General features: G+C 57.6%; 21 protein-coding genes. 8 read left to right on the top strand and 13 right to left on the bottom strand.

Annotation, left to right across the window (positions count from 1 at the left end; genetic code table 11):
- The first annotated feature begins 64 nt into the window (after positions 1-64).
- The 7 genes from G449_RS0106780 (at position 65) to tolR (ending at position 10587) form a co-directional block, all read left to right on the top strand.
- On the top strand, positions 65-2656 hold the full coding sequence (locus G449_RS0106780; RefSeq protein ID WP_159060447.1) for a TonB-dependent receptor plug domain-containing protein: 2592 nt from the start codon (positions 65-67) through the stop codon (positions 2654-2656).
- A 21-nt stretch (positions 2657-2677) separates the two neighbouring features.
- Entirely contained in the window at positions 2678-4612 is a 1935-nt protein-coding gene (locus tag G449_RS16325) for an extracellular solute-binding protein (protein ID WP_051135393.1), read from the top strand.
- Positions 4612-5709: a microcin C ABC transporter permease YejB gene (locus G449_RS0106770; RefSeq protein ID WP_022658556.1), complete on the top strand. Its 1098-nt coding sequence runs from the start codon at positions 4612-4614 to the stop codon at positions 5707-5709. The genes G449_RS16325 and G449_RS0106770 overlap by 1 nt, the downstream gene beginning before the upstream one ends.
- A complete protein-coding gene (locus G449_RS0106765; protein WP_022658555.1) occupies positions 5706-6776 on the top strand; it encodes an ABC transporter permease in 1071 nt (356 codons plus the stop codon). The genes G449_RS0106770 and G449_RS0106765 overlap by 4 nt, the downstream gene beginning before the upstream one ends.
- Positions 6773-9346 (top strand): dipeptide ABC transporter ATP-binding protein, encoded by a 2574-nt coding sequence (locus G449_RS18100; RefSeq protein WP_081640489.1) that lies wholly within the window; start codon positions 6773-6775, stop codon positions 9344-9346. Before G449_RS0106765 ends, G449_RS18100 begins: the two co-directional genes overlap by 4 nt.
- A gap of 117 nt (positions 9347-9463) precedes the next feature.
- Positions 9464-10153, top strand: a complete 690-nt coding sequence (locus G449_RS0106755) for a MotA/TolQ/ExbB proton channel family protein (protein WP_022658554.1) — start codon at positions 9464-9466, stop codon at positions 10151-10153.
- A gap of 2 nt (positions 10154-10155) precedes the next feature.
- Positions 10156-10587, top strand: a complete 432-nt coding sequence (gene tolR / locus G449_RS0106750; protein WP_027180776.1) for a protein TolR — start codon at positions 10156-10158, stop codon at positions 10585-10587.
- A 268-nt stretch (positions 10588-10855) separates the two neighbouring features.
- Here tolR and G449_RS0106745 read toward each other — a convergent pair whose 3' ends face one another.
- From G449_RS0106745 to G449_RS0106700, 10 genes are all read right to left on the bottom strand, one after another.
- Complete coding sequence (locus G449_RS0106745; RefSeq protein WP_022658553.1) at positions 10856-11944, bottom strand: ABC transporter substrate-binding protein; 1089 nt, start codon at positions 11942-11944, stop codon at positions 10856-10858.
- 203 nt (positions 11945-12147) lie between these two features.
- Positions 12148-12915: an ABC transporter ATP-binding protein gene (locus G449_RS0106740; RefSeq protein ID WP_022658552.1), complete on the bottom strand. Its 768-nt coding sequence runs from the start codon at positions 12913-12915 to the stop codon at positions 12148-12150.
- Positions 12916-12933: 18 nt separating this feature from the next.
- Positions 12934-13806: an ABC transporter permease gene (locus G449_RS0106735; RefSeq protein WP_022658551.1), complete on the bottom strand. Its 873-nt coding sequence runs from the start codon at positions 13804-13806 to the stop codon at positions 12934-12936.
- A gap of 4 nt (positions 13807-13810) precedes the next feature.
- Positions 13811-14623 (bottom strand): ABC transporter permease, encoded by an 813-nt coding sequence (locus G449_RS0106730; RefSeq protein ID WP_022658550.1) that lies wholly within the window; start codon positions 14621-14623, stop codon positions 13811-13813.
- 16 nt (positions 14624-14639) lie between these two features.
- Positions 14640-15341 carry an ABC transporter ATP-binding protein gene (locus G449_RS0106725; RefSeq protein WP_022658549.1) on the bottom strand — a complete coding sequence of 234 codons (702 nt, stop codon included), beginning with the start codon at positions 15339-15341 and terminating at the stop codon, positions 14640-14642.
- 559 nt (positions 15342-15900) lie between these two features.
- Positions 15901-16155: a hypothetical protein gene (locus G449_RS0106720; RefSeq protein WP_022658548.1), complete on the bottom strand. Its 255-nt coding sequence runs from the start codon at positions 16153-16155 to the stop codon at positions 15901-15903.
- Positions 16155-17219, bottom strand: a complete 1065-nt coding sequence (locus G449_RS16315; RefSeq protein WP_022658547.1) for a DMT family transporter — start codon at positions 17217-17219, stop codon at positions 16155-16157. Before G449_RS16315 ends, G449_RS0106720 begins: the two co-directional genes overlap by 1 nt.
- An 11-nt stretch (positions 17220-17230) precedes the next feature.
- Entirely contained in the window at positions 17231-17632 is a 402-nt protein-coding gene (gcvH, locus tag G449_RS0106710) for a glycine cleavage system protein GcvH (RefSeq protein ID WP_022658546.1), read from the bottom strand.
- Between the two features lie 4 nt (positions 17633-17636).
- The gene (gene lpdA / locus G449_RS0106705; protein ID WP_022658545.1) at positions 17637-19064 is read right to left on the bottom strand and encodes a dihydrolipoyl dehydrogenase; all 1428 of its coding nucleotides are present in this window, start codon (positions 19062-19064) and stop codon (positions 17637-17639) included.
- 8 nt (positions 19065-19072) lie between these two features.
- On the bottom strand, positions 19073-19510 hold the full coding sequence (locus tag G449_RS0106700; protein ID WP_022658544.1) for an OsmC family protein: 438 nt from the start codon (positions 19508-19510) through the stop codon (positions 19073-19075).
- Positions 19511-19715: 205 nt separating this feature from the next.
- Between G449_RS0106700 and G449_RS16310 the strand changes: the two genes are divergently transcribed.
- A complete protein-coding gene (locus G449_RS16310) occupies positions 19716-21134 on the top strand; it encodes a sigma-54 interaction domain-containing protein (RefSeq protein WP_022658543.1) in 1419 nt (472 codons plus the stop codon).
- 52 nt (positions 21135-21186) lie between these two features.
- Here G449_RS16310 and G449_RS18425 read toward each other — a convergent pair whose 3' ends face one another.
- The 3 genes from G449_RS18425 to G449_RS0106680 form a co-directional block, all read right to left on the bottom strand.
- Entirely contained in the window at positions 21187-22167 is a 981-nt protein-coding gene (locus G449_RS18425; RefSeq protein ID WP_159060446.1) for a hypothetical protein, read from the bottom strand.
- 605 nt (positions 22168-22772) lie between these two features.
- Complete coding sequence (locus tag G449_RS0106685; protein ID WP_022658541.1) at positions 22773-23321, bottom strand: hypothetical protein; 549 nt, start codon at positions 23319-23321, stop codon at positions 22773-22775.
- A gap of 91 nt (positions 23322-23412) precedes the next feature.
- Entirely contained in the window at positions 23413-25299 is a 1887-nt protein-coding gene (locus G449_RS0106680) for an alkaline phosphatase family protein (protein WP_022658540.1), read from the bottom strand.
- Between the last annotated feature and the right edge of the window lie 559 nt (positions 25300-25858).

Raw genomic sequence — 25858 nt, 5'->3', positions numbered from 1 at the left:
TAGTGCACGGGCTTTCGGTTTGTCTGTCACAGGAAGAAAGGTAGCCTTAAAGATGAAAAGGAAATTGCATTCTTTTTTTAAGAAAAAAGCGCTCTGCGTGCAGCTTATTCTGCTGGCTGCGGCGCCGCTGGCGCAACTCCCCTCTGCGCGCATGGCGCTGGCTGTGGAATCGGAATCGCCTGATGACGCCGCCATTGAGGAGGCCCTGCGCCGCAATGGCGCACCCGCCCCAGCTCAGCAGGGCAAACCGGCGGAAGGCGCAGCTGCGGAGGAATCAGCCGGAAAAGTACACCGGCTGGAAGGGGTGCAGGTTCGCGGCCAGACAGAACAGCCCGGCGAAATTTTGATCGACCGCCGCACCATGGACATGACCCCCTCAGCCACCAACAGCATCAATGACCTGTTGCGCGGGCAGTCCAACGTGCAGTTTGACTCGTCCTCACGCAGCGGCATGCTCGGCGGCGAGATCACACCGCCCAAGATCTCCATCCGCGGCGCGAAACACTACGAAAACAACTTCATCATCAATGGTCTGGGCAACAACAACCTCATCAATCCCGGCGGGTATGAACACACTGCCAATAGCGGCATCCCCACCGGCGATTCGCAGTCCATCATGATCAGCACCGACATGCTGGACACCGTGAAGGTTTACACGGAAAACGTGCCCGCCAAGTACGGCGACTTTCTTGGCGGCGTGATTGACGCCAAGCTGCGCGACGCTGCCTCCGACAGGTGGCGCGGCATGGCGGCCCTTCGCTATACGGACAGCAACCTGACGCAATTTCACTACACCAGCAGCGACAGCAACGTTCAGCCCCTCGCGGGCAACAATTACCAGCCGGAATTTTACAAATATTATCCTTCACTGCGTCTGGAAGGCCCCCTGTGGCAGAACGGCCCCGGCGTCATGATGGCCTATGCCAACACCACATCCATCATACCGCTCAAGCTCAAGGCTGGCGATGGCTCCGTGACCGAACGCCGCCTGAATGAAAATTACCTCTTCAAGATCAACACGCCGGAGAGCAGCCCGCTGTATCTGAGCCTTACCACCATTTACGCGCCCTACAAAGCCACACTCTTCAACGCCAATTTCAAGGACGGCGGCGAATACAGCGTAAACGGCGGCGGCGTTGATATGATGCTCAACAGCCACTACGACTTTCCCATCGGGCGCTGGAGCAACGACATCACCTACAGCAAGAACAATCTTGACAGAAAAAATAGCAAAGATGTCAATTATGTATGGAAAATAAGTCCTTCCACCAAAAATTGGGCCTATAACAACAATCTGGCAACGGAAGGCGGCTACGGCAACTACACCCAGCAGCAAACTACCCTGAGCTGGGCCAGCAGCATGGACTTCAAGGCCTTTGGTCCCAAGTACTTCACCCATCAGCTGGAAACGGGTTTTGAACTCAAAAAGATCATGCTGGAGAGCGAACGCGGCGGGTACACGATTTTTACCAACGCCGCACTGGCCAGCGGGGCATCAGGATCGTACGGCAACGGCGTCATAACTGGCGAGCAGTATGCCAAGACAAAGCAGGTTTACAACGACCTTGAGCGCCGCGAGAGCGTGTTTGCCCCGGCATTTTATTTACAGGACACCATCAAGGTTGAACGGGTGACTCTCCGCCCCGGTGCGCGCGTTTCCTACGATTCGCTGACCGAAAACACCGATGTGGCTCCGCGCTTTTTTGTCAATATCGACCTGCTCAACGACAACCGCTTTAATGTTTTCGGCGGTTACAACCGCTATTACGGAACTCAGGTAATGGAACGGGCCTTGCGCGGCAGCTCATATTATCAAACCTTCACGCGTCCGAACTGGAACTCCCCCTGGGTTGCAGGCCCCAAAGCGCCCCCCGGAGCGTTCCGTCTTGGGTCCCTCAAAACGCCGTACAACGATGAATACACGTTTGGCGCCTCGGCTGACGTGTGGGATACGCTGTTCAAGGCCACCTACGTCAAACGCGACTACCGCAATCAGCTCAAGGGTGCAATGGTCAAGGAAAACGGCATCAGCTACTCCCAGTATTCCAACGACGGCAAAACCGACTACAAGGGCATCACGCTTTCTGCCGAGCGCACCTTTGATTTTGGCGACTGGGGCAAGCACACGGGCGAGCTTTCCGCCACATGGTCCAAAACCGAAGGCAACTATACGGACTGGACAAACGATTCCTACAATGAAACGGATTCCACCATCCGCGATCCAAACTTTGTGCTGCTCAACGGCGTGGTCACGCCAAAAGGCGACATGCCTGCCAGCAACTTCAACTCTCCCTGGGTTATCGCCTATACCCACAGCGCCCAGTTCTGGGAAGACCGCCTGCGCCTCATGGGCCAGTTGCGCTGGGAACAGGGCGGAAAACGCCTTTACAACGATTCCGGCTCCACCAGTGTGGTCGGGCCTTCCGGCCTTATCCTTTCGTCCTACAGAACGGCCTATCAGGAAGACAGCCTCAACGTGGACGCCAAGCTGAGCTTTGACGCCATCAAGTACAAAGATCAGACCCTTACGCTGGAAGTGGAAGCGCTCAACCTGCTGGACAGAAAAAACCTGTCCAACCTCAGCACCAGCGCCACATCGCAGGGCACTTACGCTCTGGGCCGCCAGTTTTACTTTGGCGTAAAATACACCTTTTAACGCATCTGGAGCCAACACGTCATGCATGCTGAAACGGCAGCGGCAGCCGCCACCCCACGTCATCCAGCAATGAATCGCGCGCCTTACGGGCCGCTGCGCGGTATTCTGGCTGCGCTCATGGCTGGCATGTGCGCGGCGCTGCTGGCCACCGTAACAGTTTCACCCGCCCTGGGCGCGCCCCATGAAGTTCTGGGCCTGTGGGAGGATGCGCTGCAAAGCGAATCACTCCCGCCATTTACCCACGTCAACCCGGACGCGCCCAAGGGCGGGAGGCTCCGCCTGAGCGCCATTGGCACATTCGACAGCTTCAATCCCTTCAGCCCCCGCGGCGTCAGCGCGGCGCAGCTTGGCCTGACCTGCGAAACGCTTGGCGTAAGCCAGCGCGGCACGCAGGAGTTCATCATGCGCGGGCTGCTGGCCGAAAGCTTTGATCTCTCTCCTGACCGCACAACCTTGCGTGTGCGCCTGCGCCCGCAGGCCAGGTTTTCTGACGGAACCCCTGTTACAGCGCAGGATGTGGCCTTTACGTTCACCGCACTCATCAAGCAGGCCTCGCCCGTCTACCGCTCCTATTACGAACAGGTACAAGGTGTAGAAATTGTTGGTGAACATGAGGTGATCTTCAAGCTTTCCTCCGGCACCAACCGCGAACTGCCGCTCATTGTCTGCCAGATGCCCGTGCTGCCCGCCCACTGGTGGCAGGGCCGCAATCTGGGCGACCCGCAGACGGACATCATGCCCGGCAGCGGCCCCTACCGTCTTGCGGGCAGCGTTATGGGCTCGCGCCTCATTTACGAGCGCCGCAAAGACTGGTGGGGGCAAAATCTGCCCGTCAATCAGGGTCGCTACAATTTTGAAACGGTTCAGGTGGATTATTACCGTGATGTTTCCGTTGCGCGCGAGGCCTTTTTTGCCGGAGAAGCGGATTTTTACAGCGAAAGCAATATCAAGGACTGGACCAATGCCTACAACGTGCCCGCCGTGCGCGATGGACGCATTACCCGGCAGCTCCATAAGTATACCAGTCCTGTGGGCATGGGCGGCATTTTCATGAACACCCGCCGCCCGGCACTGGCGGACAGGCGCGTGCGCCAAGCGCTGAACCTGCTGTTTGACTTTGACTGGATGAACAGCGCCTTCTTTTACAATGCCTACATGCGCTACAGCAGTTTTTTCACTGGCTCCCCCTTTGCGGCGCAGCCCCAGCCATCCGCCGGAGAGCTTGAACTCATGGAGCGCTGGCGCGACAGACTTGATCCCGCAGTTTTCGGCCCGCTGCCCGAGCAGGCCACCGGAGGGCGCGATACCGAACGCCAAAGAATGCGCGCCGCCCTGCACCTGCTGGACAAAGCCGGATGGCGCATACAAAACGGCGAGATGCTCAACGCTCAGGGCCAGCCCCTCAGCCTGACCATCCTGACCAGTTCGCCCTCCATGCAGCGCGTGTACACGCCCTTTCGCAATACGCTCAAAAGGCTGGGCATCACGCTCAACGTGCGGCTGGTGGACCAGACCCAGTACGTCAGCCGCGTACGGGCATTCGACTTTGACCTTATTCAGGCCACGGTGCGGCAGTCGTCCAATCCCGGCAACGAGCAGCGCAACTACTGGTCTTCCACTGCTGCGGGGGCGCGCGGTTCGCGCAATTATGCGGGCATACGCGATGCTGTGATCGATACGCTGGTGGACGAACTGGTGGCGGCCCCCACCCGCGAGGACCTGCACACCCGCGCCGCACTGCTGGACAGGCTGCTGCAACAAGGCTGCTACGTCATCCCCGCATGGTACAGCGGCAGCATGCGCATTGCATGGTGGAAAGACCGCATCACCCCGCCGGCAGAGCAAGACAATGAGGGTGTGGACATCATGGCATGGCATATTCCGGCAACCGGGGCTACGCCGCCCGCGCAGGCGGTTCCCGCCGCCGCTGTGCAAACTGACAGGGAGGCGCGCTGATGCTGCGTTACACTCTTCGCCGTCTGTTGCTGATATTCCCCACTCTGCTGGGCATCCTGACCATAAACTTTTTTATTGTGCAGACAGCGCCCGGCGGGCCCGTGGAGCAGTTCATCGCCATGCTGGAAGGCAGCGGCAGCGCCTATATGGAACGGGTGGGCAGCGCCGGAGCCGACCTGCCCTCAGCAGGCATGGCCGATGCAGCGGAAAGCGCCTATTCCGGCGCGCGCGGGCTTAACCCGCAGACGCTGGACGCCATCCGCAAACTCTATGGTTTCGACAAGCCCATCCTCACCCGCTATGTGGAAATGCTGCGCGACTTTGCCATGTTTGATTTCGGCAAAAGCCTCTTCAAGGCAGATAGCGTAGCCGGGCTGCTTGTGAACGCCCTGCCAGTTTCCATAAGCATCGGCGTGTGGAGCACCCTGCTCATTTACCTTGTGTCCATACCCGTAGGCATAGGCCGGGCCGTACGCCGGGGCAGCACCTTTGACTTCGCCACCGGGGCCGTCATGGTGGCGGCCAGCGCCATCCCCGGTTTTCTGTTTGCCGTGCTGCTGATCGTGCTGTTTGCGGGCGGTTCCTACTGGCAGATATTCCCGCTACGGGGCCTGCACTCCCTGGGTTACGAAAGCCTGCCCTTCTGGCGGCAGGCGCTGGACCATCTGCACCACATGGCCCTGCCCGTGCTTTCCATGACCGTCGGCGGTTTTGCCGGGCTCACCATGCTGACCCGCAATTCCTTTCTGGACGAGCTGAGCAAGCAGTATGTTGAAACAGCGCGCGCCAAGGGCCTGAGCGAAAGAACCGTGCTGTACGGGCATGTGTTCCGCAACGCCATGCTGATCATCATTGCCGGGCTGCCCGGCGCGTTTGTACGCATGTTTTTTGCCGGGTCGCTGCTTATAGAGACCATATTCTCGCTCAACGGGCTGGGGCTACTGGGGTTTGAGGCCGCCATGCAGCGGGATTATCCCGTCATGTTCGCCACTCTCTATATCTTCACGCTCATCGGCCTTGTGACGTCCATCATTGGGGATCTGACCATGACAAAGGTTGATCCCCGCATCGACTTCGGCGGGAGGAGCAAGGCATGAACCCCATCACACGCCGCAGATGGCAGACATTCCGCAGCAACCGCCGGGCATTCGCCAGCCTGTGCCTGTTCTGCCTGTGCTTTGCCGCCAGCCTGTGCTCCGAGTTTCTGGCCAATGACCGCCCCCTGGTGGTGAGCTATGAACACCGGCTCTACTTTCCCATGTTTCACACTCTGGACGAGCGCGTTTTCGGGGGCGACCTGCCCATTGCCGCCGACTTTGCAGACCCATTCATCCAGACCGCCATTGCGGAGCGCGGCTGGGCCTTGTGGCCCCCGGTGCGCTATTCTTTCAACACCATTTCGCGGCAGGAAGGCACGACCTTTCCCGCGCCGCCAGGGCACGGCAACTGGCTGGGCACGGACGATCAGGGGCGGGACATTCTGGCGCGTCTGCTCTATGGATTCCGCATATCCGTGCTGTTCGGCTTGTGCCTTTCGTTTTTCGGCTGCGCCGTGGGCATGGCTGCGGGCGTTGCGCAGGGCTATTACGGCGGGCTGCCAGACCTGCTGTTTCAGCGCTTTATGGAGGTGTGGGGCGGGATTCCCGTTCTGTACCTCATCATCATTATTTCCAGCGTCATGACCATGGGATTCTGGGCGCTGCTTGCCCTCATGCTGGCCTTTAGCTGGATGCGCGTGGTGGGCGTGGTGCGGGCCGAGAGCCTGCGGGCGCGCAACATGGAATACGTGCGGGCGGCCCGTGCGCTGGGCGTGCCGGATAAAAGCATCATGCTGCGCCATGTGCTGCCCAACGCCGTTGTGGCCCTGATTTCCATTCTGCCCTTCCTGGTCAATGCCTCCATCGTCACCCTCACGTCACTGGACTTTCTGGGTTTCGGGCTGCCGCCGGAATACCCCTCGCTGGGTGAACTGGTGGTGCAGGGCAAAAACAACCTTTTTGCCCCGTGGATAGGCCTTGCCGCCTTTTTTACCCTTGCGGGCATGCTGATCTGCCTCGTTTTTATTGGCGAGGGCCTGCGCGATGCCTTTGACCCCGGCGTATTCTTGAGCGGCAGTGCGGCAGACGCGGAAACCCCGCAAAACACATGGAGGGAGCAGGCATGAGCCTTCTTGACGTTCAACACCTGCATGTGGCCTTTGCCAGAGCTGATGCCAAAACCGGAAGAGGCATATCCGCCCCAGCAGACCTTAGCACGACTACGCGCACGGTAGTGCGCGATGTTTCGTTCAGTGTGGAAAAGGGCCAGTGCGTTGCCCTTGTGGGCGAGAGCGGCGCGGGCAAAACCCTCACCTCCCGTTCCATCGTGCGTCTGCTCCCCGGCGGGGCGCGCGTAACGCAGGGGCGCATTCTGTTTAAAGGCGAGGATGTGCTCAACCTGCCGGAAAAGTCCGTCATGGCCCTGCGCGGACGCAAAATCGGCATGGTTTTTCAGGATCCGCTGGCAGCGCTCAATCCCCTGCACCGCGTGGGCGATCAGGTGGCCGAATGCCTGCGCGCGCACGAAAGCCTGAGTGAGGAGCAGGTGCGCTCGCGTGTGCTGGATCTCTTTGACCTCGTGCGGCTCGACCATGCTGCGGAACGCTACAGGGCTTACCCGCACCAGCTTTCCGGCGGACAAAGGCAGCGCATCATGCTTGCGCTGGCCGTGGCCAACAAGCCCGACCTGCTCATTGCTGACGAACCCACAACAGCTCTGGACGCCACCGTGCAGCAGGCCATTCTGGAGCTTTTGCGCGACATGCGTGCGGAACTGGGCATGGGCCTGCTGCTGGTGAGCCATGATCTGGGCATGGTACGGCGCTTTGCGAATACCGTTCACGTGATGCGCCACGGCGAAATTGTGGAGTCGTCCTCTTCGCTTTTTGCTGACCCGCAGCACGAATACACCCGTGCCCTGCTCCACACAGGCAGCCGCCAGTGGGCCGAGGATGTTCCCCGGCATGGCGGCAGCCCCATTCTGAAGGCGCAAGGTCTGAGCGTGGATTTTTGCCGCCCGAAAACGCGGCTTTTCCAGCGGGCGCAGCCCCCCTTTACCGCGCTGGACAACGTGAGCTTTGCCCTGCACCAGGGCGAATGCCTGGGTATTGTGGGCGAGAGCGGATCTGGCAAATCAAGCCTGGCCCTGGCAGTGCTGCGGCTTGTGGCCAGCCGTGGCGGAATCCGCTTTATGGGCAAAGAAATCCAGAGCCTGACCCATGCGCAAATGGCGCCCCTGCGCGCCAGCATTCAGGTGGTCTTTCAAAACCCCTATCTTTCGCTCAATCCGCGCATGTGCGTGCATGATCTCATTGATGAGGGCCTGCGCGTGCACGCCCCACGAGCGCAAGACAGGCCGCAGCGCGTTCTTGAGGCACTGCGGGATGTGGGACTTTCCCCGGCATATGCCAGCCGTTTCCCGCACGAACTTTCCGGCGGCGAACGCCAGCGCGTAGCCATTGCGCGCGCCCTTGTGCTGCGGCCCCGCGTACTGCTGCTTGACGAACCCACTTCATCACTGGACAGGGCGCTGCAATTCCAGATTATTGAGTTGCTGCGCGGCTTGCAGCAGCGCTTTGGCATGTCGCTGATCTTTATCAGCCACGATCTCACCCTGGTAAAAGGCTTTTGCCAGCGTGTGCTCGTGCTGGACAATGGCAAATGCGTGGAACAGGGGCCAGTGCGAAAGGCCTTTTGCCAGCCGCAGTCAGCCAAATTGCGCGAGCTGCTCAAGGCTTCCGCCCAGAGCGAAGGCCAGCATCTGCCCGCCGCTGGCCCTGTAGCGGCGCGCCCCACCCTGCGGCGCATCAATCCGCAGAAACTGGGCGCTGCTTCCGCCACATCCCGCAAAACGCACAAAAGAGGCCTGCTGTTCTCGCTGGGCGTACACGCCGGGCTGCTCGTATGCCTGTGGGGCATTCCCTTGCAGGCCTCTGGCGGCGGCGAATCGTCCATGCGGGTCTCACTCGTGGGCATGGGCATGGGCACCGCCACGCAAGGCGCAAGCCATGCCTCGGCCACCAACGGCACTGATCCCAACGCCACAGCCAGGGAGGAGCGCAACGCTCCGGTTGAGGAAAAAGAACAGCCCAAGGACAAAAAAACGCCACAGGCCGAGCCGCCGGTTGAACAGCCGGATCTGATACTCAAAAAGAAGTGCGAACCAAAGCGCCCGCCCAAAAAGGAACATCAGCAAAAAAGGCCCACGGCCAAAACAGAAGACCGCCCCCCCATGGAAACACCGCCGCCCTCGCTGGGCAGTGATACCCGGCAGGGGCCGGATGCCGAATCCGCTGGCAGCGCCGCCGAAGCTCAGGGCAGCGGCAGAAACGATGGCGGACAGGGCGGCGGCAGCGGCGGCGGGCTTGGCATGCATCAGGGGCGTGGGCAGGGAGCTGGCTCGGTATACGGCTTCAACCAGTGGGATCAGTCGCCAGTGGCAATCCACCGGGTCAAGCCCAACTACCCGCCTGCGGCAAAACGCACGGGCAAGGAAACCACCGTTATTGTAAGGGCCGTCATTGACGCCCAGGGCAAGGTGGTGCGCGCCGTGGTTCTGCCAGGCAAGGAAACGCAGCACTTCATGGAAGAAACCCTTGAAGCCGTGCAGCGCTGGCGCTTTGCCCCCGGCAAGGTGGGCGGCAAACCTGTGATGTGCGTAGTGGAATTTCCTGTCGACTTCAGCATCAACAGGTAACATGCTCAACATTATACGGTTTTACTTGAATTTATCGCTGTCTGGTTGACAAAGCTTGCGGAGCGTACTACCACACAATAGCTTTGAATTTCAATTTCATATTCTTTGGGGGATATAATGGATTCCATGATTCAGGCGGTGTTGCAGGCAACATTTGTTTCCAAGTGCGTGCTGGCGCTGCTCTTGTGCATGTCTGTGGCAAGCTGGGCCTATATGTGCAGCAAATGGCTGTTGCTGCGCACAGCCCAGCAGCGCACGCAGGCGGGGCTGGCGGCGTTTGACGAGGCCGGGGAGCTGAGCCGGGCGCTGCCTGTGCTGGCAAATGACAAGCACTCCCCCCTTTTTGGCATTGCGCGCCGCGCCATCCGCGAATTCAACCGTATTTCCCGCACGGGTGATGTTGACCGCCTGTTGAACGACAATGTACGCAGGGCCCTGCACTTTGCCGTTGCGGAAGAACTCGCCGTTCTCAAATCATCCCTGGCCCTGCTTGCCACCGCAGCCAACACGGCCCCCTTTATTGGCCTGTTCGGCACGGTGTGGGGCATCATGCATTCCTTCACCGCCATTGCCCAGATGAAGAGCGTTTCGCTGGCAACCGTCGCGCCCGGCATTGCCGAGGCGCTCATCGCCACCGCTGTCGGCCTGTTTGTGGCCATACCTGCTGTGTGTGGTTACAACGTGTTCCGCGCCAAACTGGCCCATATTGAGGGCGTATGCATCAACTTTGCAGGGCAGATGCTCAACCGCCTGCAACACGAAGCACCGCAACACGCTGACGGCATAGCCTTTTCAGAGGAGCGCTAGTCATGGCCGCATCTTCCGCCGACGACGATTTTGTTGCCGATATCAACGTCACGCCCTTTGTGGATGTGATGCTGGTCTTGCTGATCATCTTTATGGTCACAGCCCCCATGATGACCGAAGGGCTTGATGTAGCCCTGCCCAAGGTGGAAACCTCCGAAGTGCTGCCCACGGATGACGACCACGTTATCCTGACGGTCAAAACAGGCGGAGCGCTGTTTCTCAACGAGCAGGAAACAGACATGGACAATCTTCCGGATGCCCTGGGCGCGCTGGTAAAGGACAGCGGGCGGCAGCTCTTTGTTCGGGCCGACAAGGATGTTCCCTACGGCCTTGTCATGAGCGTGATGGACAGGGTGCGCGGCGCTGGCATCAAGGACGTGGGCCTTGTGACCACCTCTGTGCCGGATGATGGAGCTGAAGATAAAGGCAAATAATCAGCGGTCAGACCAATTGCTGATTGCAGGCCGGATACCCGCGATATTCCCGCACAGACTACCCCCGCAGCAATCCTCCACGAGCTTTACGGGGGGCAAGGTCTCCCCCGCCCTGCCCCCGCGCACGGCCTTTCACTTTCATCCGCTGTCATTTCCTTTCATCCCCTGCCCTGCCATAAAAAAAGGGGCCTGTTCTTGCCCGGCAATAGGCAAAGAACAGGCCCTGTACTGCCGGATTTACATCCGGCGCGTGTCCGTGGGGGAGGAGCTACTTCCAGCTGGCAATGGGCAGCTGAACCTGCTTCAGGAACTTGTCGGTATTGATCTGGGCGTCCTTGAACTTCTTGATTTCAGCAGGCGAGAAGCGCTTGATGCTGCCAAAGAAGTCGGCCACAGAATTCTGCCACTTGTCGGCCTGCGATTCGCCCTTGGACCTGTCGAGCAGAGCCATGGTTTCTTCGTAAGACCAGCGGGGGTGGATCTGGATGTCGAGCTTGGCTTCTTCGTCAGTCATGCGGATGCCGGCGAATTCGTTCATGTACTGACGGTATTCCTTGATGATGCGGGGGCTGGGGCCTTCTTCGCGCAGCATGTTGGAACCGCGCAGGTACACGCGCAGGAACTTGGCAACCAGTTCGGGATTTTCATCGCACCATTTTTTGTCGCCCACGAGCGAAGACACGGTGATGCAGTCCATGTCGGTCATGGAGCCTGCGCGCTGCCACTTGCGGGAATCAGCCACAAAGGTAAAGGGCGCCCACAGGCACACTGCGTCGCCAATGCCCTTTTCAAAAGCAGGCACGGCAGAGGGCTGTTCCATGTTCACCAGGGTCACGTCGGCTTCGGTAAGGCCAAGGATGCTCAGCCACTTGCCGATCATGTAGTGAACGGTGGTCTGGGAGGTGTACAGGATCTTCATGCCCTTGACGGTTTCAGGGCTGCCGTACACGTTGGGATACTTGGGGTTGTAGCCCTTGACCTTGGCGGCGGGGCTGTCGGGGCGCAGGTAAAGCACGTGCACTTCGCCTTCGCTGATGATGGGGGCCACGGAGTAAATATTGTAACGGATGCCGCCGATCAGCTGACCGCCAACGCCCGTGGAACCGAGCACCCATTCCTTGGCGGGCAGGGCTTCCATCTGGGCAGGGCCGCTGTTGAACAGCAACATCTTGATGTCCAGGCCTTCTTCCTTGTCCCAACCCATTTTCTTGGCGTACCAGATGTTGAAGCCCGGGGATTCGTCCATCCAGCAGGTGGAAATTTCAACGGGCTTGTCGGCTGCCAGAGTGGCGACGGGACCGCCGCAGATGACAGCGCCCATGCACAGCAGAAGCGCGACCAGAAGCAGTTTTCTCATGCATGACTCCTAATTGGTTAGTGGACAGATCCGCTTTTGACGAAAAACCTTTCAACTGCTTGAACCTTCAAACAAACCACTTGAGCAACCTCGGCAAGTGCATACAGGTTTGCCGAGAAATTTAAGCTGCCGCATGCGCGGCAAGGGCCGTACCGTTGGCAGGCGCACCCAGTGCGGCGCGGCCCTTGCTAATGTGCGCAATGCTAGAGCGTAAGCTTCTGTTCTTCCGTAATTCTGGCCCGCAGTTCGAGGAACGCGGGATCCATGGTGTCGCGCGGGCGCGGCAGCGGCACGTCATACGAGGTGTGTACATGCCCCGGCAGCTTGTCTTCCATGGTGACGATGCGGTCGGCGAGGAACAGGGCTTCATCGATGTTGTTGGTCACAAAAATCATGGTGCGCTTGTCCATGTGCCAGATACGCTCGGTTTCCTGCTCCATGAAAAAGCGGGTCTGGGCGTCAAGCTGGCCAAAGGGTTCATCAAGCAGCAGCACCTCGGGGTTGAGAGCATAGGCGCGGGCAATGCCCACACGCTGCTTCATGCCGCCCGAAAGCTGGTGAGGATAGTAATCCTCAAAGCCTTGCAGACCCACCATGCCAAGATAGTGATTGGAAATCTCACGGATCTTCGCAGGCTCAAGCCCACGCACCTCAAGGCCGATTTCCACGTTCTGGCGCACGGTCTTCCACGGAAAGAGCTTGTAGCTCTGAAACACCAGACCGATCTGCGGGCCGGGGGCCACAATCTGCTTGCCGTCCAGATAAGCCGCGCCGGACGAAGGCGCTTCAAGCCCGGCGAGAATGCGCAGCAAGGTTGTCTTGCCGCACTGCCCCGGCCCGAGGATGACCAGAAACTCCTGATCGCGCACCTCAAGGGAGATGTTCTCCAGAACCGGAACCACCTGGGTTCCCTTCTGGATGAAGGTTTTGCATATATTGTCACAGACAATTTTTGGCTGCGTGTCTTTCACGTTCAGCTCCTTGGCTCTCTAAAGATTCTCGATTTCACGCTGCCAGGGGCACAGCTTGCGGGTCAGCAGATCCATCCCCAGGGTGAACACCAGCGAAACGGCGGTAATAATGAGCATGCCGCCGATAATCATGCCGGGGTCGGACAGTTTCATACCCTGCACAATGATGTAGCCAAGGCCGGAACGGGAATTCACAAGCTCCGCAGCCACAACGCACGTCCAGGCGCTGGACATGGCGATCTGCAAACCTGCCGTAATGGCGGGCAGCGCGCCGGGAATGCACACAAGGCGGATTTCGTCCCAGCGTTTGCCGCCGATGATGCGCACCACATCGAAAAATTCGGGTTCGATGAGTTGCAGGCAGCTGTAAGAGTTGAGCACCACCGGCACAAAGGAGCCAATGACGATGATGAAAATCTTGGGCGCTTCGCCAATGCCGAACCACAGGATGGCCACAGAAATCCAGGCCAGGGGCGGCATTGGCTTGAACATATCGAAAATGGGTTTCACAACGGCGCGGAACGTTTCGTTGAAAGCCATGAACAGACCCAGCGGGATGCCAAAGCCAGCGGCAATCAAAAAGCCGATGATAACGCGGCGCGTGCTGATCCACAGATGTTCGAGCAGGCCAAGGCCGGAAAGCTTGTTGACGCTCAGGTCGTGCAGGCTTTCAACCACCTGAAAGGGCGTGGCCAGGGCGCTGCTGTACCCGAACACGTTGGACGTGGCAGCCCACTGCCACAGGCCGAAAAAGCTCACCAGTGAAACGATGTACAAGAAGTATTCGCTCTTGAGGGCACGTATCAGCGAAAACTCGTATTTTTTCGTGTTCTTGATGGTTTCATTGCAGACGCTCTGGGTCTGCCCGTTGGACGCCGAGGAAGACTGCATGGCGCTATCTCCTGATGCCGGCCAGCAGCCGGGATTCGATCTTGTCAATGATGAAACCGATGATTGCGCCGGCTATACCCACGCTCACCATGCCCACCATCACAAGGTCGGTACGGCCAAGCATGCGGCCGATGGTGATGAGGTAGCCAAGGCCCTTGTCTGCGGCCAGCAGTTCGGCGGCAACCAGTGTCACCCAGCAGTAGGCCAGGGCGATCTGCAATGCGCCAAACACCATGGGCAGCGCGGAAGGAACGCAGATGGAGGTAAATATCTGCCAGTCGGAAGCGCCATAGGTTCTGGCCATCTGAATATGTACGGGGTTGGTCATGCGCACGCCGGTATATGTATTGATGACGCACGGCACGATGCCCGAAAGCCAGATGATAAATACCTTGCCGGGCAGACCGATGCCAAACCAGAAAATGGTCAGCGGGATCCAGGCAACCGGCGGAATGGGCCGGATGATTTCAAATATGGGGCGCACAAGGCCGCGCACCGTGGTGAACCAGCCCATTGCAAGGCCCAGGGGCAGGCCCACAATCAGGGCCAGCACGTAGCCCAAAAAGGCTTCCTGCATACTTGTCCAGGCGTGGTCCAGCAGCACTGCGCCGTCAGGCGCGGGATTGGTGAGCTTGTCGAACATGAGGCTCAGAATGTCGTAGGGCGAGCTGAGCAGCGTGCCGGGAATGCGCCAGTCGTTGCTGTCAGCCGGGCCAACGCACATCTGCCACACGCCAAGGAAAATACAAACGCTCAGAACCGGCAGGATGCGAAGCCGCATGGGCTTGCGGTAGGTTACTTTTTCATTGCATTGCATAAGCTGTCCCTTTTTCCTACCACCAGCGGATGAGGTCTGTGACCTGGCGGCGAAGTTCGACAAAACGCGGATCCCTGAAATCCCTCGGGCGCGGCAGGTCAACAACCACTTCCGCCCTCACCTTGGTGGGCTTGGGGCTCAGCACCAGGATGCGGTCAGCCACATACACGGCTTCTTCTATATTGTGCGTAACAAAAAGCACGGTGCTCTTGAGGGTCTGCCACAGCTTCACAAGCTCGTCTTCAAGGTAGAAGCGCAGCTTCACGTCAAGCTGGCCGTAGGGCTCATCCATGAGCAGCAGATCAGGGTTCACGGCAAAGGCGCGCGCCACGGCGATACGCTGCATCATGCTGGCCGAAACCTGGTTGGGATACAGCTTGGCCGTATCTTCCAGACCCACCATCTCCAGGATCATATCAAGGCGTTCCCTGAGCTGCTTGGGCGGAACCTTTTTTATGCGCATGCCATAGGCCACGTTTTCTTCCACGGTAAGCCACGGCAAGGCCGTTGGTTCCTGAAACACAAAGGCCAGGTTATGCTTGCGCGGATTTGCCACTTCACCATCAATGTAGATGTTGCCGGAGGTGGTTTCCGTAAGTTTGGACATGCAGTTGAGAAAGGTTGTCTTGCCGCATCCCGTAGGCCCGACTATGCAAACCAGCTCTCCGCGCTTGATGGTAAAGTTGACCTTATCCAGAACGGTAAGATCCCCATACATTTTCGTTAGATCCCTGACTGCTATTTTAGCGTCGGAACAGGCACAGTCATCGGTTTGCTGCACGGCTGCACTCCTTGGTGAGAGTTGTTAAATGTCCCGGTCTGCCGTCCGGGTGCGCAAAAGAAGCCAAACGCCCCTGAAAGCTGCCAATGGGCTGCCGGGATAGTTGCGCGTGCTTCGAAATTCTTTGTGAGTCATTTTGCATAATATATACCATTTTTCACAACTCCTGCAAAAAACCGCTTATCATCAGCTATTACAGGATATTTTTTACTCAACATGCTCTTGTTGCGGCACTGGTTGCGACACGAACGCGCATTTTGCGACACATGTGACGCACCCGCTATTGACGCGCATATTTGGGGCTTGCGCGGGCCGCTGTACCCGATTTTTCCAGGCCACGCTAGGGAATAAAAGAACAACCCCTGCCGGGATGCCCTCGTCCCCCCCATCTCTCCGCACAAGGGAGGCGACAATTACGTCGCACTTTCCTCCGCAGGGGATGGTTTGATCTTTCCGGTTTTGATCGGGCTTGCCGTTTTGCGCGGCCTGCCCTGCGCTAGATATTGCGCAAAACACGCTGCCTGCCATCAGGGGTGATTCCGTACGCAACGCCCTGATCGGATTCATTGCAAACGATCACAATACCCACACCCTTGAGGGCTTGCAGCTGGGCTTCAATGTTCGCCGCATTGATCTGCCTTTCGCCCGCGTATTCTGGTTCCAGGGCCACGCACACCTCACTGGCCATGCGGGGGATGCCGTCCAGCAGCAATCTGCCCACAGCCAACCGCAAAGGCAGCCGGATACGCATCACCGCCGCTCCCGAGCAAGGCGCAAGGCGGTTCCGCTCTTGCCCTGCATGACAACCAGCACAATGCCCGCCACTATCACCACCGCGCCCGCCACAAGATTACGGGTAACGGTAACGTTGGTAAAAAGGGCGCTGAATAGTATGCCCCAGAGGGCATAGGTCACGTTCAGGGCCATGGCCCGGCATACGCCGGTCATGTTCATGGCCGTGTACCAGCAGCGGTACGAAACGCAGCCCACCAGGCCAGCGGCTATGCAAAAGGGCAAACCGGGGCTGGCAAGGGCCTGCAGCAGCAGGTCAGCCGCGTTCAGACCGGGCCGGGTGCGCTCCAGCAGCACAAAGGCCGCAGGCACGATCACCAGCACATACAGCAGGCTGGAAACGATCTGATAGACGTTCAGAGCCACGACGGGCTCGATAAAATCCATGCCCGCCGTTACGCACACGCCTTCCGATGCCCAGCCAAAGGCGGCCAGAAAGGCGAACCCCAGCCCCAGATAAAAGGCCTGACCGCCCACCCCGCCCTGCGGTGCAGACCAGCCCACGGTAAACGCGCCCGCCACGCAAAGCGCAAGGCCGCACATGGCCCTTGCGGAAATGCGCTCTTTCAGAAAAAAGCGCGCCAGAACCGCCGCAATTGCCGGATACAGGGTGGAAATGGGCAAGGCATAGGCTGGCCCTGCCAGCGAAATGCCCATCAGGTACCCCCCCATGCCGAGGGGAGCGCCCATAAAAGCGCCCATTATACAAAACTTGCCGGGCTTGCTGCAAAAGGTGCGGAACACCTCCCGCCCTTTGCCCTGGGCCACATTGAGAACAAGAGAAAGACAGGCCGCGCTAATGTCGTGACAGCCTGCGGCAAACAGGGGGGCCAACAGCCAGAATTCAGGTATGCTGAACGGCTCTTTCACCAGCCCCTGCTTCAGAATAGGGCCATCAAGACTGAAAATTACCCCGGTCAGCGCAGCGAGAAAAAGCCCCTTGCGTACATATGCCGCATCCCGCGCAGAGGTGCTACACGCGCCCCTGTCGCTTTTCGGGCCGTTGCCGGAAGGGCCTTTCACCGCTTTGCCTCTTAGCCCTTGCGCAAAAGGTTGAGGTAGGCGGCGCTGTCGGCCAGAGTTGCAGCCTCGGCAGGGTCGTCCATACGGATGCGCAGCATCCAGCCTTCGTTGTAGGGCTTGGCATTGACGAGGGTGGGCGTGCTTTCCAGCGTTTCATTCACTTCAAGCACTGACCCGGCAACAGGCATGAACAGGGCGTTGACGGACTTCAGCGATTCAACGGTGCCGAATTCCTGACCGTTTTTGTATGTTGTACCCACGGCGGGCAGATCAACAAAAGCGATCTCGCCAAGCTGATCCTGGGCAAAGTCGCTGATGCCTACGGTGGCGGTTTCGCCTTCCACGCACAGCCACACGTGTTCGTCGGTATAGCGCAGGTTTTCGGGCAAAGCCAATTGGTCAAGATCTTTCATGATACTACTCCTCTTCCATACGCAGGGCAGCGTCGCCAATGGCTTCGGCCAGCGTGGGGTGGGCGTGAATGGTGGTGGCTATGTCGTTGATGGAAGCGCCCATGCGCAAAGCCAGAGTTGTTTCGGCAATAAGGTCGGTGGCGTGCGCGCCAGCCATGTGCGCGCCCAGCAGGGTGCCGTCGCTGGCATCCGCCACCAGCTTGCAGAAGCCGGGCAGCGCGCCCATTGCCTGAGCCTTGCCAAGTTCGCGCACCTGCACAACTGAGGTTTTAACCTCATAGCCCGCATCGCGCGCCTGCTGCTCGCTCATACCCACGCAGCCGATTTCCGGCGAGGTGAAGATGGCCGAAGGTACAAAACGGTAATCCATGGGAGCGCCCTTGCCGCCGGTCAGGCAGTCGTTAACGGCGCAAAGAGCCTCGGCGGCCGCCACATGGGCCAGCATGACGCGCGCAGGGCCAAGGGCATCGCCAATGGCATACACGCCGGGCAGGGATGTGCGCATGTATTCATCAGCGCGTATCCAGCCGCGTTCGTCCGTGGCAACACCGGCTTCCTTGAGGCCAAGCCCGGCGGTCATGGAGGCGCGGCCCACAGAAACAAGCACCATCTCGGCGCTGATGGGGCGTTCGGGCCTCGCGGGCGCGCCGCTCACAAAGGGCGATGGCGCAAGCACGCCGCTGACGCCGTTTTCATCCACGCGCACATGGGTGAGCGTTTGCCCGAGTTCGCAGGCAATGCGGCGCTTTTTCATCTCGCGCTGGAGCAAGGTGCTGATGTCGGCATCCACCGAAGGCAGGGGCAATATCCTGTCCTGCCCTTCAATCACTGTGACAGCGGAGCCAAAAGCCCGATAGATGCAGGCCAGCTCGCAGCCAATGACGCCGCCACCCACAATGATGATGGAGGCAGGCACATGCGTGAGCTTGAGAGCATCGTCGCTGGTGAGAATGCGCTTGTGGTCGGCTGTCAGGCCCGGCAGGTTCACAGGATGCGAACCCGTTGCCAATATGACGTAATCCGCTGAAAGACTGGAGCTTGCGCCGTTGCCGGTCACCTCCACCGCGCCGCCGCAAAGCAGACGCCCCTTGCCGCGCACCAGGGTTACGCCCAGGGCGGCGCAGGTCTTTTCAAGGCCCGAACGCAGGGTGGCGCAAACGCGCTCCTTGCGCTCGTAGACGGCCTGCGGGTCAATGCTGACGCCGCCTTCAATCTTGACGCCGAACTGCACCGCCTGCTGGGCAATCTCCAGCGCTTCCGCAGACGACTTGATAGTCTTGGTGGGTATGCAACCATTGTTGAGGCAGGTGCCGCCAAGTTCGGCGCACTCCACGAGGGTTACGGCCATTCCGGCCTTGGCGGCCGCAAAAGCCGCCGTGTAACCGCCAGGGCCGCCGCCCACAACGATCATGCTTTTTTTCTGGTCGGACATGCGGGCTCCTAATCTTCGTCGTCGGCGAGCCTGAGGTTGTACTTCACGGGGAAGGCGGCCTCCAGCGAGCCCGTGACCAGGCAGCCTTGACGCATGATCTTTTCCACCCGGTCAAAAATAAATTCGTACTCTTCATCCAGATGCACGGTAACATCGATATCAATGCCCGTTACCCTGCCCCGGCCCAGATCATCGGTGCCGGTGTGCAGCGTGGCCCTGGCCTCGATTTTGTCGTACTTGGCATTGCGCGTATCCAGGGCCTTGTCCAAAGCGGCGCAATAGCAGTACAGGGCTGAGGCGGCCAGGAGCTTTTTGGCCGTGCCGGAACGTTCTTCGGGCGGAATCTTTTCGCCGTCTATGGTGAGCACGCCAAACGCGCCGCTCTCCATATCCAGATCCACCTTGCCGCCGCGGCGGCAGAGAGAAACACTGAGTTCATGTGACATTTCAAAGCCTCCAGGCTGAAAAAACGCAAGGGCACCCTGCTCTCGCGCGATTTGGCCTGTCTATTGCACTAATAGTGCCATCAGATTGCCCTTGGCTTCATAACTCCATCCGCGCTTGTGTTTTATGGCACATGCCGCTAGTATCCCGGCCCGGAAGCGACATTTGTGTCGCGACAAACGACATTTTTTGCAAGGTTGCCGCCACATGCTTTCATCGCCCCCAGTTCCCCCCATTAACGTGGAAAAAAGCTATCGCCGCTTGCTCAATCACCTGCCCGGCATGGCCTATCGCTGCCGCGTTCTCAATATCGACGCGCCGGAAAGTGATTATCTCCAGTATGAACTGGAGTTTGTAAGCCGTGGCAGCTACGAGTTGCTGGGGGTGCCAGCCGAAGACATGGTGCTTGACCACCACAACACCATTGAACTGATGACCCACCCCGATGACCTCGGCCCCAGCCGCAAAGCCATCCGCGACAGTATTGTCGCCCACGAGCCGTATCAGGTCATGTACCGGCTTTTGCTGCCCTCAGGGCGCGTCAAGTGGCTGTGGGATCAAGGGGAAGGCGTGTACGATGATTCGGGCGTTCTGCGATATCTTGAAGGCCTGATCATGGACGTGAGTGAGCAGAAATTTCAGGAAATGGCCCTGCGCGAAGAAAATCGAGAGCTGCGTACCTCTGTTATCAATCTTTACGGCCTGGGCAACATTGTGGGCAAAAGCGAGCCCATGCGCCGCGTATACAGCCAGATTCTCAAGGCGGCAGAAACAGATTCAAACGTCATCATTTACGGTGAAACCGGCTGCGGCAAAGACCTTGCCGCCAAGAGTATTCATGAATACAGCGGGCGCAAGGGCCGCTATGTGCCGGTAAACTGCGGCGCAATCCCCGAGCAACTGCTGGAGAGCGAATTTTTCGGGCATGTGAAGGGGGCGTTCTCCGGCGCGCATGCCAATAAAGAGGGCTACATAGGCGCGGCCAACGGCGGTACGCTGTTTCTGGACGAAATAGGCGAACTGCCGCTGCACCTTCAGGTCAAGCTGCTCAGGGCCATTGAAAACAAAATGTACACCCCCGTGGGCGGCAATACGCCCAAGGAATCCTCCTTCCGCCTCATTGCCGCAACCAATCAGGATCTCTCAAAAATGGTGCGCGAAAAAACCATGCGCTCCGATTTTTATTACCGCGTCAACGTGCTTTCCATCACCCTGCCGCCCCTGCGCGAACGCCACGGCGACATTGCCCTGCTGGTGGAGGCGTGGCTTGAAAAGCGCGCCCTGAACCTTATTCTGCCGCCCCATGTGCGGCTGGCTGTGGAGCAGTACGACTGGCCCGGCAACGTGCGTGAGCTGCACAACTTTCTTGACCGGTACCTTGCCTTTGGCGACGAGGCGCTTCTTTCGCTGGGGGATGCCGGGCGGGCCGACCTGCTGCTCAACACGCCCCAGGGCATCAGCCTTGATCAGGCCGTACTGCAACTTGAAGAACGCATGATCCGGCAGGCGCTTGAAAAGTGCCGCTGGCACAGGGGCAAAGCCGCGGAAGAACTGGGGCTGAACCTGCGCACCCTGCAACGCAAAATGCGCAGAATGTCCGGGGGGAGTGAAAAACTGCAAGGCTAGAAGACAATTATCTGCAATACTGGATAGCTTTTTATCTTATCCCGCATGCCTGTCACGAACGGCGTGCGGGATTTTTTTTATGCGCATTGACAGGATCAAGACCAAAGCAGCGGCATAATTCATCAGAAACCATGCGGTTTTTATCAAGCAGCATGCAATAGTCATTGTCCACCCAGGCCTCAATGGCCGCTATGCCCTCGCGGTCAATAACGCGCCAGCCAGTACCTCCTTCATTGGGGTCATCCCATACGCGCACAAATTTTAAAAACAGGGTCAGTATCTTTAATTGCGGGCTGAAATGGACTTTGACGCAAGAGCATACTGTCCATAGTGACAGTTCTTTGCGTAACGTCTTGTACAACACAATATTCAGTATGATAGGCTTGTTCAATTCCCTTCGTGGATTTTCAAAACCCTTAAAGCTATCAAGTTGCACTCTTAATCCGCCTGACGACATATTCACCACCCGTATCGAAGAACATATACTTTCATCAACATAGCTAACTGTCGCCTTATCCATATCATTCACAGATTTTGGCAACCGATTGTTGCAAATCCACAGAGAAATTTTTTTGAGCATCAGCGGCGTGAGTCCAACGCGCTCATGCCGCTGCAGATCACGCTGCACATATTGTTGTGGCATGGCAATCTCAACAATGCATTGCTTTGACTCAGTATCTATATGATTTGCGATAATCCGTGTTTTAAAAATAAAACCATGCCTGATAGCAGGATATGAAATTCCAAGATATTTTTCTGCAATTGCATGAGGTACTTTTACATACAGGCTACAACGCTCGCCTTTAAGAATATCAGGCAAAAAACGTTTGTTTGATTTAAGCAATATTTTTTGTGGAGAAATATACAGAACATCACAGGCAACGTTTTCAAGCTGGCGTTGTCTGTCTACAAAAAAGAGCCGCAACAACAGATAGTGCCTTTGTGCGGCCACAAAGATTTTACCGGGCTGAACGGATCGAAACCGGAGCGATGCCCTCCAGAAAAAGTCAACAATTGTTCTGAGAAACTTCATGTATCCCCCCAATTGTCAAACTTAAATGTACAATCGCACACTACCTTGCATTCAAACTTGGCAAACATTCGCAGTATACTCAGCCTAACGTGTTTTGCACGCCACCATCAATAATACTAATACTTCTCCATTTATTATTTACATATTCAGTTTTAATGACAAATGCTGACTATTATCAAAACAAAATAGGCATACTGCCAAAAGCACTATTGATTACTTAATTTTAACAATTCCAAATTTATCAGAGAATAACAAGTGCAGAGACAACATTTCAGCACTTAATACAAATAGTTATGCCGCAACAAACAGTTATAAAAATATAAGAATGCTAACTATTGCCATATACATCATAACCATATTTAATAAATACAGAAAAAACCTCAATCAGCAGTTATCGCAGGCTTTTTCATCAGCCAAACCGTGTTAAACAGGATTAAACTGCTTGCATACAGATAAAATAACAGCCTGCGGAGACTGAACATGAAGTTCAATCCCCGCAGGCGATTGGAGGAAGGTATGGGTCGGAACCGCAGCACGGCTGCGGTTCCAGATAACCGCGCAAGCCATGCCCCCACACGGCAGGCGCGGTCACAGCGGCAAGAAAATTAGGCGCAGTCGTGCTTGTCCCATGGCTCGCGGTTATCGCGCTGGATAACCGATTCCATGCGCACCAGGGCTTCCTTGAGCTTTCTGATTTCATCAAGCTTGAGGTTGGGATTTTTCATTGCCTGATAAATGATGCCGCCGGTGCACTGGGCGCTGACGGGCAGATCCGCAATGGTGGCAATGGTAACGGCTATGTCCTGCGCGTTAACGGCGCGGGCAACGGCACCGGCCTTGCTGTCCACAGCCAGACCATAGAAGGCCACACCGTCAGCGGCGGCAACCACCACCAGGGTGCGGCGGTCGGCGGCTTCCAGAGCAGCAGCCAGAGCGGCCTCGTCACCCTGCACCACCAGCAGCGCGTCTTCCGCGCCTTTAAGGGCGGCAGCTTCAACTTTTTTGCCGCCAAGTTCCAGGCCCAGAGCTTCCAGACCAGCGCTGTCGGCATTGGCCAGCAGGACGGCCTTTTTCTTCAGCTTGTCCAGCGCTTCGGATGCGCCGCTGAGCGCAACGGAAGGCAGCATCAGGAGAATCGCTTTCTTTTCAGCCATGATCTTATCCTTGTCGTCCACCCCGCTGACGCGGGGCTTTGTGTTTTATCGTGCCGGGGCAAAAGCCGTGCCCTTGCCCCGGTATGGTGAATTAATCAACCAGATTGGGGTTTTCCATGATCTGGTAAATGGGCGCGCCTTCGGCATCGGCGGGCACAGGATTGCCCGTGATGTAGCAGAAGGTGGGCACAATGTCGGCCAGCCAGCGCGGGCGGGTATAACGATAGCCCTTGCGGATGTTGGGGCCGCGGAACATGAGCAGGTTCTTGAGGCTGCCGCAGCCGGATTCGCCGGTGGGAAGACCGTAACCGTGTTCGGCCATGTATTCGGGTTTGAGCACGTACACCACATCGCCAGCCTGCGCGCCGCCCATGCCAAACACGTGAGCGTCTTCCTTGCGCACTGCCAGCAGCACGGGGCGGTCGCCCGTGTCGGGATGCTTGTAGTCCAGCAGGGCGTTGATGATGCGATCGCGCACGTTTTCGTAGTCTTCCTGCTCAACAATGCCGCCGGGGTAACGGCCCTTCAGGTTCACGTACACGAACATGTAGCGCTGCGGCACGGCAAGCGACTTGCTCACATCAAGCACGTAGTTGAAGCCTTCGGTTTCCTCGTAGATATCCCAGTAGTTCTCGGACTTCTTGGGTTCGTAAGAGCACAGACCCGCTTCCTTGAGGGCGTGGGCCGTGTTGAGGATGGGGCCAAGGGGTGTTGCACCGTGGTCGGAGCATACGCACATGACGGTTTCATCGCCCATGATGTCCATGAGACGTCCAAGCAGACGGTCTTCCACTTCGTAGATGTAGCGTTCCATCTTTTCGGCCTTGGTACGAACCGCATCGTCCGTGCTGTCCAGCTCGCTGAGCCAGCCGTGATAGAACCAGTCAATGGGGTGGGAATGCATGTAGAACAGATCCCAGTCCGCATTGGCCTTGATAAGCGACTCAATGGTGTTCCAGAGCCATGCGCTGTGAAAGTCCACCAGTTCGCACACGGTGTCGGTATCAATAATGCCGTGCAGATAGGCGACCAGACCAATATCGTTGGCCGTGATGTGCTTGGTGAAGTCAATCTGCGCGGCGGCTTCAGCCGGGGCGATAAAACCGCAACGGCCAGCAATGCCCGAGATGTAAAGCTTGAATTCTTCCGCATCGTCAGAAAGCTGCATGAGCTTGGCGCGGAGCACGCCCTTTTCGGTGCGGCCATCGGCCTTCACGACAAAGTCGTGCTGGGCAGGTTCGCTCCACTGGCCAAGCTGGATGGTAAAGAAGGCCTTGGCGTAGTCCTTTTCAGGGCAAAGGGCCATGCGGTCATAGCCTTCATCGCCACTCTGCCACACAAGGCAGTGCCAGGTCTGGTCTTCCAGGGGTTCGATGGCTTCCTTGAAGTGCATACGCACGTTCATTTCAAGGGGTTCTTCGCCTTCCGGCAGGTTGGCCCAGCCTTCGGCATCATCAAAGGTGCCCTGGGAACCCATGGGATAAAAATCTGTGGAGATAACGCTTTCAGAGCACAAATATTCCTTGTGCTCATTGCCATGCAGGGGCCAGCGCGTTTCGGCGGGGCTGAGGCCCTCGCCCATGATCATGACGCCGTGCTGCATTTTGGACGGCCAGGACATGGGGTAGTTGACCACGAGGCACTTCTTTCCAGCTTTGTCCCACGCGTCCCAGATGGTCTCTGCGGTGAGGATGCTGGAACCGAAAGCCTGCGAGGTTTCCTTGTAATCAAGGCTGCGGCCTTCATGATAGTAATAGTAGTCTTCCACGCCGTGGGTGCGGGGCCATGCGCCCGTGCAGATAGTGGCCCAGGACGGCGGAGTGACCGTAGGCAGATTGAAACCTTCGGGAATGTAGCTGCCCTCCTGCATGAACTTTCTGAAGTTATCGAGCCCCCCCTGAGCGAGCATTACTTCAAGCCTTTTAGGAATAAGGCAGTCGTAACCTATAAGGGCGGCGCGCTTTGCTTTTGCAGCCATGATTAAAACTCCTTCGTAGTACCGACGGGCACTGTTGTGATATTAACGCGCCCCTCCCTTCAATTTGCATGCCAAATGATTCACAACGTCCCCTGCCCTTTCGCCATGCCCGCCAGACCTCACTTTTTCCCAATCCGTTCTTTGCGGAACATGCAGCAACGCCCAAATTGACGACAAATGTGTCGTGTTTTTCAATCAAAATTGTTATAATACTTAATTTATTGAATTTTTATGAAAAATTTTTTTGTCGCAACATACGACAACTCTGCCGCGTATTTACCCCATTCATAAGCAATACAGTAAAAAAGTAAATTAATTCAGCATGGTGAAATTTGGCACACAGGATGCAAACATGCAACAAACCTGTTCTGACCAAACACACCGTGAGGCGTCCTTGGCTGCACCCATGCCTGTTGCTGCTTTCCACAGCTCCCTCTTTGCGCAAAAGCACCTGCACGGCAGTGCGCCCTGCGGCGACCTTTTTGCGCAAAGCGCCGCACCGTCCCCTTGCATTCTTTACATCCCCTGCACCAGACCAGCCGGGCCAGGCCTCGCCCGG

Source organism: Desulfovibrio desulfuricans DSM 642, assembly GCF_000420465.1.
Lineage (GTDB): Bacteria > Desulfobacterota > Desulfovibrionia > Desulfovibrionales > Desulfovibrionaceae > Desulfovibrio > Desulfovibrio desulfuricans.
This window is presented reverse-complemented; position numbering and strand designations above follow the sequence as displayed.